10 protein-coding genes are annotated in these 12,443 nt (G+C 37.2%); all 10 read left to right on the forward strand.

The window, feature by feature from the left end; all coding sequences use genetic code 11:
• The first annotated feature begins 37 nt into the window (after window positions 1–37).
• The 10 genes from gap to MUN42_RS06020 all read left to right on the forward strand — a co-directional run bounded on the left by gap (window position 38) and on the right by MUN42_RS06020 (window position 12,420).
• Window positions 38–1,045 carry a type I glyceraldehyde-3-phosphate dehydrogenase gene (gene gap, locus MUN42_RS05975; RefSeq protein ID WP_243343652.1) on the forward strand — a complete coding sequence of 336 codons (1,008 nt, stop codon included), beginning with the start codon at window positions 38–40 and terminating at the stop codon, window positions 1,043–1,045.
• Between the two features lie 58 nt (window positions 1,046–1,103).
• Entirely contained in the window at window positions 1,104–2,300 is a 1,197-nt protein-coding gene (locus tag MUN42_RS05980) for a phosphoglycerate kinase (RefSeq protein ID WP_243343653.1), read from the forward strand.
• Between the two features lie 11 nt (window positions 2,301–2,311).
• Window positions 2,312–3,064, forward strand: coding sequence for a triose-phosphate isomerase (gene tpiA, locus MUN42_RS05985; RefSeq protein WP_243343654.1), 753 nt, complete (start codon window positions 2,312–2,314; stop codon window positions 3,062–3,064).
• Window positions 3,065–3,074: 10 nt separating this feature from the next.
• Window positions 3,075–4,367, forward strand: a complete 1,293-nt coding sequence (eno, locus tag MUN42_RS05990; RefSeq protein WP_243343655.1) for a phosphopyruvate hydratase — start codon at window positions 3,075–3,077, stop codon at window positions 4,365–4,367.
• Window positions 4,368–4,469: 102 nt separating this feature from the next.
• Entirely contained in the window at window positions 4,470–4,697 is a 228-nt protein-coding gene (gene secG / locus MUN42_RS05995) for a preprotein translocase subunit SecG (RefSeq protein ID WP_279323807.1), read from the forward strand.
• 56 nt (window positions 4,698–4,753) lie between these two features.
• Window positions 4,754–6,874 (forward strand): ribonuclease R, encoded by a 2,121-nt coding sequence (gene rnr / locus MUN42_RS06000; RefSeq protein ID WP_243343657.1) that lies wholly within the window; start codon window positions 4,754–4,756, stop codon window positions 6,872–6,874.
• Window positions 6,858–7,304 (forward strand): SsrA-binding protein SmpB, encoded by a 447-nt coding sequence (gene smpB, locus MUN42_RS06005; RefSeq protein WP_243343658.1) that lies wholly within the window; start codon window positions 6,858–6,860, stop codon window positions 7,302–7,304. The genes rnr and smpB overlap by 17 nt, the downstream gene beginning before the upstream one ends.
• Before the next feature lie 4 nt (window positions 7,305–7,308).
• Window positions 7,309–8,082, forward strand: a complete 774-nt coding sequence (gene thyX / locus MUN42_RS06010; protein WP_243343659.1) for an FAD-dependent thymidylate synthase — start codon at window positions 7,309–7,311, stop codon at window positions 8,080–8,082.
• Window positions 8,083–8,096: 14 nt separating this feature from the next.
• Entirely contained in the window at window positions 8,097–8,798 is a 702-nt protein-coding gene (locus MUN42_RS06015; protein ID WP_243343661.1) for an ABC transporter ATP-binding protein, read from the forward strand.
• Window position 8,799: 1 nt separating this feature from the next.
• Window positions 8,800–12,420 (forward strand): FtsX-like permease family protein, encoded by a 3,621-nt coding sequence (locus MUN42_RS06020; RefSeq protein ID WP_243343662.1) that lies wholly within the window; start codon window positions 8,800–8,802, stop codon window positions 12,418–12,420.
• Window positions 12,421–12,443 lie beyond the last annotated feature (23 nt).

The following is a 12,443-nucleotide window of genomic DNA, read 5'->3' on the forward strand; positions in this document are numbered from 1 at the left end:
GTACTAAATGTAGTAAGAATTAATTTAGGAGGAAATAATGGCAACAAAAGTAGCAATTAACGGATTTGGTAGAATTGGACGTCTTACACTTAGAAGAATCGCTGAAGTTACAGATGATATCGAGGTAGTAGCAATCAATGACCTTATTGACAAAGAAGGTCTTCTATATGCTTTCAAATACGATACAGCACAAGGTAGATTCAAAGGTGAAGCTGAACTAACAGAAGATGGATTTAACATCAATGGTAAAGAAATTAAAGTATTTGCTGAAAGAAATCCAGAAGATCTTCCATGGGGAGAACTTGATGTAGATGTTGTACTTGAATGTACAGGACTTTTCACTCAAAAAGAAAAGGCAGAAGCTCACATCAAAGCAGGAGCTAAAAAAGTTCTAATAAGTGCACCTGGTAAAGGCGAAATGAAAACAATAGTTTATGGTGTTAACCATGAAACACTAGATGGATCAGAAACAGTAGTTTCAGCTGCAAGCTGTACAACAAACTGCCTAGCACCAATGGTTAACGTACTAATCAATGAATTTGGTTTTGTTTCAGGTCAAATGTCTACAATCCACGCATACACAGCTACACAAGCTATTCAAGATACCCCAGCTTCAAAAAAGGACCTAAGAGGTGGACGTGCAGCAGCACAAAATACAATCCCTGCATCAACAGGAGCTGCAAAAGCAGTAGGTCTAGTACTTCCAGAAGTTAATGGTAAGCTTGATGGTTCTGCTCTAAGAGTACCTGTAATTACAGGATCTATCACAGAACTATACTCAGTTCTTGAAAAGAAAGTTACTGTAGAAGAAGTAAATGCTGCAATGAAGAAATATGAATCAGATGCATTTGCTTACACTGAAGATGATCTAGTATCAAGTGATATTATCGGATATCCAGCTGGATCAGTGTTCGATTCACAACTAACAAAGGTTGTTGAAGGAGCTGACGGAACACAAGTTGTTAAGACAGTTGCTTGGTATGATAACGAAATGGGATACGTATCTAACTTAGTTAGAACACTTGATTATCTAGCAAATCTTTAAGAATGAATAAGGCGAGCTAAGACTCGCCTTTTTTTTAACTGAAATATTGAGGTGTAATATGAATAAAAAAACTGTAAAAGACATAGACGTTAAAGGCAAAAAAGTCCTAGTAAGGGTTGATTTTAATGTACCTTTATCAAAAGAAAATAAAGGTGAAATAGCAGATGACTCAAGAATTAAAGCAGCTATTCCAACAATAGACTACCTATTAGACCAAGGCAGCAAGGTTATACTTATGAGCCACTTGGGAAGACCTAAGGGAGAGGCTAATCCAGAATTTTCTCTAAAACCAGTAGCTGAATACCTAGCAAATATCTATGCTGACAAATTTCACTTCCTACCATCAGATACAGTTGTAGATGAAGAAGTAAAAGCAGGAGTAGAAAAACTTGAAGATGGCGAACTAGCCCTACTAGAAAACACAAGATATGTTGCTGGTGAAACTAAAAATGATCCAGAATTTGCCAAAGAACTTGCATCCCTTGCAGACCTTTATGTAAATGATGCCTTTGGAACAAGCCATAGGGCTCACGCATCAAATGTCGGCGTTGCTAGCATCTTACCATCAGCAGTAGGATTTTTAATTGAAAAAGAAATCTCTCTTATGGGCAAGGCTCTAGAAGCACCAGAGCATCCATTCGTATCAATCCTAGGTGGAGCTAAGGTATCTGACAAAATCGGAGTAATCGAAAACTTAATTACAAAAGTTGATACAATCCTAATCGGTGGTGGAATGGCTTATACCTTCCTTAAAGCCCAAGGCAAGGAAATAGGAAAATCTCTTCTAGAAGAAGATAAGATGGACCTATCCCTATCATTAATCGAAAAGGCTAAGGAGAATGGAGTTGAAATCCTCCTACCTGTTGATGTAGTTGTAGCTGATGAGATAAAAGATGGAGCAGAAACAGAAATCGTGGACATAGATTCTATACCAGCTGACAAGGAAGCTCTTGATATAGGAGAAAAAACTGCTGAACTTTTTGCATCAAAAATAAAAGAAGCTAAGACAGTTGTATGGAATGGACCTATGGGAGTATTTGAAATAAAAGAATTCGCAAATGGTACAAATCAGGTAGCCGAAGCTCTTGCTCAAAGTGATGCTGTAACTATTGTAGGTGGTGGAGATAGTGCCCTAGCAATAGAAAATGCAGGACTAAAAGATAAGATAACCCACGTATCTACTGGTGGTGGAGCAAGTCTAGAATTCCTTGAAGGAAAAGACCTACCAGGTATAGCTGCAATTGAAGATAAGTAAAAGGAGAAATAATGCGTAAAAGTGTAATAGTTGGAAACTGGAAGATGAACAAGACTCCAACTGAAGCAAGTGAACTTTTAGATCAAATCAGTAAATTAGACCTTGATAGAGAAGTTGAAGCTGGTGTTTGTACTCCAGCAATAGACCTCCTACTAGCCAAGGACAAACTTTCTGAAACCAATGTAAATTTTGGTGCTCAAAATATGTATTTTGAAGAAAGTGGTGCCTTTACAGGAGAAATATCACCAACCATGCTTCAAGACATAGGAGCAAGTTACGTAATCCTAGGTCATAGCGAAAGACGTGAATACTTCCATGAAGATGATGAACTAATAAACAAAAAGGTCCTTTCAGCTCTAGACCATGACTTAACACCAATTCTTTGCTGTGGTGAAACTCTTGAAGAAAGAGAAGCAGAAAAACACGAAGAAAAGGTAAGGGGACAAATCGAAGCTGATCTAGAAGGCATAAGTAATGAAGATATAGAAAAAGTAATCATTGCCTATGAACCAATCTGGGCAATAGGAACTGGTAAAACTGCATCTAGTGATGATGCTGATTCTATGTGCGGATACATTAGATCAATAATTGCTGATAAATTTGGAGAAGAATATGCTCAAAAAGTTAGAATCCAATATGGTGGATCAGTAAAACCTAACAATGTTGTTGAATTGATGGGCAAGGAAAACATAGATGGTGCCTTGGTAGGTGGAGCAAGCTTAAAGGCAGAAGACTTTGAAAGCTTAGTAAATTATAATAAATAAGGAGAATAAAATGAGTTTAATAACAGATGTATATGCAAGACAAATTCTTGATTCAAGAGGAAATCCAACAGTGGAAGTAGAAGTTTATACTGAAGATGGTGGCTTTGGTAGAGCAAGCGTTCCATCAGGTGCATCAACAGGTGAATGGGAAGCAGTTGAACTAAGAGATGGAGACAAGGACTACTACCTAGGCAAATCAGTACAAAAGGCTGTAAATAACGTAAATGAAATTATTTCTGAAGAACTTGAATATGCTTATGACGTAACAGATCAAATCGGCATTGACAAAGCAATGATTGAACTAGACGGAACAGAAAATAAGGCTAAACTTGGTGCTAATGCTATCCTTGGTGTATCACTTGCTGTTGCTAAGGCTGCTGCAAATGAACTAGGTGTATCACTATACAACTACATCGGTGGAGTAAATGCTAAACTTCTTCCAACACCAATGATGAACATCCTTAATGGTGGAGAACACGCTGATAACTCAGTAGACATCCAAGAATTTATGATCTTCCCACTAGGAGCTGAAAGCTTCTCACAAGCCCTACAAATGGGAGCTGAAGTATTCCACAACCTTAAGAAAGTACTCTCATCAAAAGGTTACAATACAGCTGTAGGTGATGAGGGTGGATTTGCTCCTAACCTAAAATCAAACGAAGAAGCACTAGAAATCATCTGCGAAGCAATCAAAGAAGCTGGCTATGAACCAGGAAAAGACGTTTATATAGCTATGGACTGTGCTTCAAGTGAATTCTACAACAAAGAAGATGGTAAATACCACCTAGAAGGTGAAGGTACTGTTAAAACAGAAGATGAAATGATCGATTGGCTAGAAGAATTAGTTAACAAATATCCAATCATTTCTATCGAAGACGGTCTTGATGAAAATGACTGGGAAGGATGGAAGAAACTTACAGATAGACTTGGAAAGAAAGTTCAACTTGTAGGAGATGACCTATTTGTAACAAATACAAAGAGACTTGCTCAAGGTATAGAAGAAGGCGTTGGTAATGCTATTCTAATCAAGGTTAACCAAATCGGATCTCTAACAGAAACTCTAAATGCTATCGAAATGGCTAAAGAAGCAGGCTATACTGCAATTGTATCTCACAGATCAGGTGAAACAGAAGATACAACTATATCTGACCTTGTAGTTGCTGTAAATGCAGGACAAATCAAAACAGGTGCTCCATCAAGAACAGATAGAGTTGCTAAGTATAACCAACTTCTAAGAATAGAAGATGAATTATTCGACAATGCACAATTTAAGGGACTAAAGGCACTTTATAACCTTAAATAGTAATTGATAACTAGGCAGCTTCGGCTGCCTTTTTTCTATTTCTAAGAGTTGAAAAAATTACTATATTATGGTATTATTTATAAATGAATCGGAGGTGTCTATATGGTAAATTTCTTAGCAATTGTGCTTGTAATTGCAGCAATTATTATTATAGTTGCAGTAACACTACAAGATCCAAAATCAGAAGGACTAGGAACTCTATCAGGTACACAAACTAACGTATTTGGTAAAAGCGCTCACAAAAGCAAAAATGAAATGCTAGATAAGGTTGCTGTAGCTGGTGGAGTTATTTTATTTTTAGTTAGTATATTAATGCTAGCAATTAACTAAAAGGGGTAGGCTTATAATAGCTTAGCCTTTTTTTATATAGGCATAAGGGAGAGCTTATGAATTTAAAAGAATTAATCCTTAATATAGTAAATGATGAAAACTATGAACCTATCACAATAAAAGAGTTTGAAAGTTACTTGAAGGCTGATAATTACACTAGAAAGGCAGTGAAGGACCTACTAAAAGAATTAGACAAGGAAAATCTAATCAGGATTTCCAACAAAAAACGTATCATGCCAATTAGTCAGGAAGAAAAAAACCTCATCGGTACAATTTCCCTAGCCCAAGGGGGTTATGGATTTTTCATCTCAGATGAGGAGGACTTTGCTGATGTTTTCATCAAAAAAGACAATTTAAAAAGTGCCCACAACAATGACAGGGTTAGGATAGAAATCACCAAAGAAAAAGAAAAGGGAAGAAATGCCGAAGGCAAGGTTGTAGAAATCCTTGAAAGGGTAAATGATCAAATAGTTGGCACCTTCCAAAAAAATGATGGCTTTGGCTTTGTTATTGCCGATGAGAAAAACTTTGGTGAAGATATCTATATAGACAAAAAATACTTCAAAAAAGCCAAGGATAAGGACAAGGTAGTAGTAGAGATTATAAAATATCCCAAGAAAGGAAGTCCAGAAGGAAGAATAGTAGAGATTATCGGAGGAAAGAACGATAAGAACATAGACATCCTATCATCTATCAGGGCCCACAACCTACCCTACGAATTTTCTAAAAAAACCAAGAAAGAACTCTTATATATAGACAGCGAGGTAAAAAGCGAATACCTCAAGGGCAGAGAAGATTTTAGGGACTTATTTACTGTAACTATTGATGGAAGAGACTCTAAGGACTTTGACGATGCGATTTCAATCGAAAGAGACGGGGATAATTATATCCTCTATGTCCATATAGCAGATGTAGCACATTATGTAAAAAAAAGCACAGCTATAGATGACGATGCCTACGAAAGAGGTAATTCTACCTACTTGTTTAATATAGTTATTCCTATGCTTCCAAAGGCTTTATCAAATGGGATATGTTCCCTAAATCCCAATGAAGATAGGCTTGCTATAACCTGTAAGATGAAGATAGACCCCAAGGGTAGGGTTATAGAAAATGACTTCTACGAATCTATTATAAATTCAAACTATAGACTAGTCTATGATGATGTAAATGCATATTTGGATGATGGTGATGAAGAAGTTTATGATGATAATTATTTAAAAGAAGTTTTGACAGACTTTAATGAACTAAGGAAAATTCTTGCAGCTAAGAGAGAAAAACGTGGGTCTATCGACTTTAATTTTTCAGAAAGCCAAATAGACATATCTGAAGATGGTAATGTCCTAAATATTTCTAACCTCAATAGGGGAAGTGGTAACAAACTCATAGAAGAATTTATGCTTGTGGCTAATGAAACAGTAGCAAGCCTATTTGCCTATATGGATTTTCCCTTCTTGTATAGGGTCCATGAGAAGCCAAGTGAAGAAAAGATCGATGGCTTTAAGTCAGCCTTGGCTGCTATGGGCTACACCCTCAAGGGATCAAGCCTCCACCCAAAGGACTTCCAACAAATCCTAAAAGATATTGAGGGGGAGAATGAAGAGTCTATTATAAATATGCTCATGCTTAGAACTATGCAAAAGGCTAAATATTCTAAGGATAGGGGCATCCACTTCGGCCTATCTACAGAATACTACACCCATTTTACATCACCTATTAGAAGGTATCCGGACTTGATTGTCCATAGACTTGTCAAAAAATATATAAATAATAAGTTAACTTCTACGAGTCAAATCAGTCTTGAAAAGAGTCTTGATAAGAAGGCAGATCATCTGTCAATGACAGAGAGAAGGAGCGAGGATACTGAAAGAGATGTAGAAGATATGCTAAAGTGTAAGTATATGAAGAGGTTTATAGGGGATGATTTTTATGGGAATATTTCCTCTATTACAGACTTTGGTATCTTTGTAGAGCTTGACAATACAGTAGAAGGATTATTTATGTACAAGTTTTCACCTAAGAGATATGAATTTCTTGAGGATAAGTTAATGGCCATAGATGTAGATGACAAGATCTACTACAGGATAGGGGATAGGGTAAAGATAAGAGTACTAGACGTTGATATTTATCAAAGAAATATTGATTTTGACTTGGAGGTAAGAGATGAAATTATTAGCTAATAATAAGAAAGCCTACCATGATTATTTTATAGAAGATAAGTTTGAGGCAGGACTTTCCTTATTAGGTAGTGAAGTAAAATCCATCAAGGCTGGGAGGGTTTCAATCAAGGAGTCCTTCATAGGAATGAAAAACGGAGAAGTTTTTATTTATGGAATGCATGTAAGTCCCTATGAACATTCCTATGAAAAGGAAATTGACCCAACCAGGACAAGGAAGCTTTTGCTTCACAAAAAAGAAATAGATAAATTAAATAAGGGTAAGAGCCTTACTGGCTACACAGTCCTTCCCCTTAAGGTATATGAGAGAGATGGCCTTGTTAAGCTTGAAATTGCCCTAGCCAAGGGTAAAAAGCTATATGACAAGAGAGAATCTATCAAGAAACGTGAAGATAAGAGAAAAATAGACAGGGCATTAAAAAATTATAGGTAAGACAATGACAAATTCAAAACTTAAAGTTAAATTATTAAACTACACTCCAAATGGAGAAGAGACCATAGCAGAAGCTGGTAAACTATGCTATAGTAGAGTGGGAGTTGATGAAATATCAGAAAAACTAGACCAAGAGTCAATAGAAAAATATGTAAAGATGCTTGCTAATATGGGCCACCTATCACCAATAGAGCATATTTCCTTTACCTTTGCAGTTGAAGGAGTATCTAGGGTCCTTAGCCATCAACTAGTCCGCCATAGACTAGCATCCTACTCCCAACAATCACAAAGGTATGTAACCTTAGACCAATTTGACTATATAATCCCTCCTGAGATAGAAAAAAATCCTAGGACTAGGGAAATATTTGTAAAAAAAATGGAAGATGACCAAAGGGCCTATGATGAGCTAACAGATATTCTTTATCAGAACCACTATGAAAAATTCATAGATGTAGGTGTGGATGAAGCCAAGGCCAAGAAAGACGCCAATAAAAGGGCTATAGAAGATGCAAGGTATGTCTTCCCAAATGCCTGTGAAACAAAGCTAGTCTTCACAATGAATGCCAGGAACCTCTTACACTTCTTCTCCCTTAGGTCTTGTCTTAGGGCCCAATGGGAGATAAGAGAGCTCTCTGATGAGATGGTTAAGATCGTTAAGGGTATTTATCCAAACCTCTTTGCCAAAGCCGGTCCGTCTTGTATCCACGGCCCTTGTCCAGAAGGAAAGATGACTTGTGGTAAGATCAATGAAGTCAGGGAGAAGTTTAGTAACATCTAAAGAAAGGATAGAGTATGGCATATATTGAACTAGTTGACTTAACCAAGGAATTTAAATCGGGAGATTCAAAAATTCTTGCAAATGATCATATAAATTTTAGCCTAGATGAGGGGAAACTCCTAATTATAGTAGGGGCATCTGGAGCAGGCAAGACCACCCTCCTTAATATGCTTGGAGGTATGGATACAGCAAGCTCAGGAAAAATTATAGTCGACGGTAAAAACTTAACAGAACTTAATGATAGGGAACTTACAGAGTATAGGAGAAATGACGTTGGTTTTGTCTTCCAACACTATAACTTAATTCCCAACTTAACAAGTCTTGAAAATGTAGAAATGGCTTCAGAAATCTCAGATACATCCCTAGATTCTAAAGAAATATTAAATGCGGTAGGACTTTCTAAAAGACTTAACAACTTTCCCTCCCAACTATCGGGTGGGGAGCAACAAAGAGTTGCCATAGCAAGGGCAATATCCAAAAATCCAAAGCTCCTACTCTGTGATGAGCCAACTGGGGCCTTGGACTACGAAACAGGTAAAAACATCCTAAGGCTCTTGCAAGACTCTAGTAGAAAGCTTGGGGCAACGGTCATAATAATAACCCACAACAGCGCCATTAAGCCTATGGCAGATCAGGTAATAGAGCTAAGAGATGGTAAAATCGTAGAAAATTACGAAAATGACAAGCCTAAGCCAATAGATGAGATAGAGTGGTAGTATGAATAAAACATATATAAAAAATATTATCAGGGATATCAAAAAAACTAAGGGCAAGGTGATTTCTATCCTGGTAATGGTAGCTCTGGCAACAGTTGTAGTTGTGGGCTTGTTATTGTCAGGCTCTACAATGAGAAAGTCCTTGGATACTAGCCTTAAGACCTACAAGCACCCAGACATTATAGTAAGGTCGACCTACGGTCTTGACTATGAGGATGAGGTCTTACTCAATAAAGATAATTTGATTGAGACTATTAATTTTACAAAAATTGCTGACCTTAAGCTAGATGATAAGATTATTAAAGTACGATCCTTTGATGAAAATATCCCCAAGGGAGGGCTTACTGAAGGAAGATTTGTAGAAAATCCCAAGGAAATTACTTTAAATCAAGAACTAAAAGACGACTACAAAATCGGCGATAATATTACCTTCTCCTATACGAATGATGATCAAAAAGAAGAAGCCCCTATGGCAGAGATGGAATATGAGGTTGTAGGCTTTTATGAAACAAGTGATCATTTCCTAGATGATATGAAAGAGATGTCCCTTACAGCAAAAAGTGAAGTAGGTGGATATGGCCTAGTAGTAGAATCTAGCTTTAGTACAGATAAGTATGGGGAAGCCAATATCATCTACAAGGACATAAAAGGGCTTGATAAAACTTCCAAAGACTATAGGACTAAGGTAAAGGAGAAAAAACACCACTTAGAGGACCTTATCAAAAACCGACCTGAAGAAGTCCTAGCTGATATAAAGGCTGATGCTAACCAAGAAATAAAAGATGCAGAAGAAGAAATAGCAGATGCAGAAAATCAGCTAGAAGATGGAAAGAGGCAAATCCTAGAGGGAGAAGAAGAACTAAGGCAAGGCTTCAAGGACTATGAAGAGGGAAAAATAGAATACCAAAAAGAAATTAGCGATGGTGAGGCCAAACTTAAGGATGCCTACAACAAACTTTTAGAAGGTGAAAATAAACTCGACCAAGGCAGGAAGGACTATGACCAAGGACTTGCGACCTTTAATAGTGAAATAGCTAAGGGCAAAGAAGAAATCAAATCAAATGAAGAAAAGATAAAGGCTGGCAGAAGAGAACTTGAAGCTGGCAAGAAACTCTGGCAAGAAGGGTCTGATAAATTAGAAGAGACTTATGAAGAATACTCTACAAAACTTGGTAAGGCCTATGAAAAGTTGTTACCGGTTAAAAATGCCATGGAAGAAAAGCAGGAGCAAGTAGAAGATTTAAAAAAGGCCCTAGGTCAATCTTATGAGGGAGAGGATAGTAAAGAAGACCTCATAGATGATGATAACAAGGCTCCTATAAAAATAGAAGAAGAAAAGCCAGTAGTTCCCTATAAACTAGTAGGAAAAGATCAGGAAGTTCAAGGAGGAATTAAGGATAAAGAATTAGGGGCTTTAGCTATAGAAGGACTTGGTAATGACTTAGACCTAAAGGATAAGCTAAACCCAGAAACATTATCCAAGCTTCAAGCAGAGTTTGAAAAGGCCAAGGCAGTTTTTGATAAGGCCTATGGGGAATATGAAAAAAATAAAAACCTAGTAGATACTACCTACAAGGAAAAAAGATCTGAACTCGATAAAAAATATAAGGAAATAGAAGAGGGCCAAGCCAAGTTAGACAGGGGATCTTCTGAAATAAAAAAGGCGAAAGACCTCCTAGCTAGTAAGGAAGCCGAGGGCAAGGCTGAGTTAGATCAGGCCTTAGTTGAGATAAATAAGGGCCAAGCAGACCTAGATGAAGGATGGGCATCTTATAATGATGGCTTAAGTCAATTAAACCAAGGAAAAATTGATGGAAGAAATGAATTAAAAGAAGCCTATGATAAGCTTCTAGATGGTCAAGCAGAATTAGAAGAAGCCAAGGAAGAATATAATTCTAAGAAGGATGAGGCAAAGGAAGATATTAAAGAAGGCAAGGAAGAGATAGCAAATTCAAAAGATGCTATACTTAGGCTTCCTGATCCTGAATATGAGGTAGAGAGTATATTCGATAACCAAGGAATTGACACCTACTATGAAGATTCCTTAAATATCGATAAGCTCTCCAAGGTCTTTCCTGCCTTCTTCTACCTAGTTGCCATGCTTGTAACACTTACAACCATGAAGAGATACATTGATGAGCAAAGAAATATCAACGGAACCCTCAAGGCTTTGGGATATTCCAACTCTGATATAGCCAATAGATTTTACTTCTATGGACTTGTTCCTACAATATTGGGGTCAATAATAGGGGCCTTGGCAGGTAGGTTTATCCTCCTAAAGGTCATAGTTGTGGCCTACTCCACTGGCTTTAATGTGGATGGTATCCGTGTACCAAGTAGTTTGCTTGTTATGGTTGGTTCTATCCTAGTTTCATCACTCCTAATAGGATTTACAGTCTTTATCAGCTCAAGAGATACTGTCAAAGAGCTACCTGCAAGTTTACTAAGACGTAAGTCTCCAAAGATTGGAGGAAAGATCCTACTCGAAAAAATAGATCCATTATGGAAAAGACTTTCCTTCGTGACCAAGATTACCTTCAGAAACATCTTTAGGTATAAGTCAAGGATGTTTATGATAATCTTTGGTGTGGCAGGGTGTACTGCCCTAGTATTCTTTGGTTTTGCTATGATAGATTCTGTAAAGGATACTTCGATTAAGCAAAACAGCGAGATAAGTAATTACTCAGCAGTTGTTTATCAAAATACCAATTCCTCTGAAGAAGAAAAGGCAGAGTATAAAAGAGAAATTGATAAGTTTGATAATATAGAAGTATACTACGAAAATGCGACTCTAATTAACGATGACGATGAGAGAGATATAACTATAGTATCTCCAGAAAATGATAAGGCCATAAAGGACTTTATAGCCCTCCGTACTCCATCCAAGGAAGATTTGGACCTAGCAAGTGTTAAGGCCATTCTAAGTGAAGGAGTGGCACGTGACCTAGACTTATCAGTTGGGGATGTAATTAGGATTAACCTAGATACTCGTGATATGGACATAGAAATAGGTGGGGTAAATGAAAACTATGTAGGTGACTATCTCTACATTTCTAACCCATACTTTAAGGACCTCCTAGGAGAAGAAGTCCCATTAAATGCCAATTTTGTAAATGGGGATGTCGACCAATTAATCAAGGAGATGAAACAATACGAGGGAACTGGGGCGATTTTAAATACCAAGAGTGCCTATGACTCAATGGATGCCTTGATGGAAAATTTAAACCTAGTTATGACAGTAATAACCCTCATGTCAGCCATACTAGCTATGGTAGTCCTCTACAATATAACTAGCATAAATATTGGCGAGAGAAGAAGGGAACTTGCTACTGTAAAGGTCCTAGGATTTTACCCAAGGGAAGTAACAGCTTATATTTATAGGGAAATATTTACCCTAACTATACTGGGTATCTTTGTTGGCTATATTCTAGGTTATATGATGTTTAGGTATATCTGTTATGTAGTAGCTCCTGATGGGGTCATGCTATCATACACAGTCCACTCTAAATCCTTTATAATAGGAGCAGGACTCACTCTAGCTATTTCAATAATAATCCTAGTGTACTTCAATAACAAACTTAAAAAAATTGATATGGCAGAGGCTATGAGCTCTGGCGATTAAGGCTAAAGGCTATGGGAAATATC

The sequence above is a fragment of the Anaerococcus sp. AGMB09787 genome (assembly GCF_022808955.1).
Lineage (GTDB): Bacteria > Bacillota > Clostridia > Tissierellales > Peptoniphilaceae > Anaerococcus.

Excerpts from the sequence above, each read along its gene's own strand:
- gap (WP_243343652.1), top strand. The coding sequence starts at position 38 with ATGGCAACAAAAGTAGCAATTAACGGATTTGGTAGAATTGGACGTCTT.
- MUN42_RS05980 (WP_243343653.1), top strand. The coding sequence starts at position 1,104 with ATGAATAAAAAAACTGTAAAAGACATAGACGTTAAAGGCAAAAAAGTC.
- tpiA (WP_243343654.1), top strand. The coding sequence starts at position 2,312 with ATGCGTAAAAGTGTAATAGTTGGAAACTGGAAGATGAACAAGACTCCA.
- eno (WP_243343655.1), top strand. The coding sequence starts at position 3,075 with ATGAGTTTAATAACAGATGTATATGCAAGACAAATTCTTGATTCAAGA.
- secG (WP_279323807.1), top strand. The coding sequence starts at position 4,470 with ATGGTAAATTTCTTAGCAATTGTGCTTGTAATTGCAGCAATTATTATT.
- rnr (WP_243343657.1), top strand. The coding sequence starts at position 4,754 with ATGAATTTAAAAGAATTAATCCTTAATATAGTAAATGATGAAAACTAT.
- smpB (WP_243343658.1), top strand. The coding sequence starts at position 6,858 with ATGAAATTATTAGCTAATAATAAGAAAGCCTACCATGATTATTTTATA.
- thyX (WP_243343659.1), top strand. The coding sequence starts at position 7,309 with ATGACAAATTCAAAACTTAAAGTTAAATTATTAAACTACACTCCAAAT.
- MUN42_RS06015 (WP_243343661.1), top strand. The coding sequence starts at position 8,097 with ATGGCATATATTGAACTAGTTGACTTAACCAAGGAATTTAAATCGGGA.
- MUN42_RS06020 (WP_243343662.1), top strand. The coding sequence starts at position 8,800 with ATGAATAAAACATATATAAAAAATATTATCAGGGATATCAAAAAAACT.